General features: G+C 28.2%; 1 protein-coding gene. It reads right to left on the bottom strand.

The window, feature by feature from the left end; translation table 11 throughout:
• The coding region (locus BZK16_RS13965) for a DUF922 domain-containing protein (RefSeq protein ID WP_158076877.1) at nucleotides 1-499 on the bottom strand (499 nt) is incomplete at its 3' end.
• Nucleotides 500-561 lie beyond the last annotated feature (62 nt).

Genomic DNA, 561 nt, shown 5'->3' with positions numbered 1-561 from the left:
TATGCTTTTGTAGAGGTTGGCAGTCTTTAAATTTTGAATTTTTCTGGTTGATAGAACGTAATTCATATAGAAGGTTTTGTAAATGAGAGATATAAATTTCTCTATGTTTTAGTTCATGTGTTTTGATTTCATACAATTCAGTATCGAATTTCATTAGTGTTTTATCAGAATATCGCCCGATTTCCATATCTAATTTTGGAAGATAAATATTCGAATGAAAACCTATGTGAATTGATTCAATAAAGCAAATTTTTCCTGGTAAATATTTTAAGTTATAGCTAGGTGTTGTATATCGAGCCTCATGCATACCAACATATTTATGACTATTGCTATCGTGTTGGTTCATTAACATAGGTGATGCATCATAAATTGCTCTCTGAACATCATTTTCATTTTTAGGAGAAACAAGATAGTGATGCTCCGCTGTTTTTAATATTAGTGCGGAGGCAGGCATAAATATTGTTATAAAAACTGAAAATATTAAAAATACTGTTTTCATTATAAAATAACCAATTAATCGTTTTATTATAGTTGGCATTATAATCGAAATGATTAATTAAT

This window comes from Wohlfahrtiimonas populi (assembly GCF_002006795.1).
GTDB classification, from domain to species: Bacteria; Pseudomonadota; Gammaproteobacteria; order Cardiobacteriales; family Wohlfahrtiimonadaceae; genus Wohlfahrtiimonas; species Wohlfahrtiimonas populi.
The sequence above is the reverse complement of the archived record's forward strand: the minus strand, read 5'-3'. Positions and strand labels throughout refer to the sequence as shown.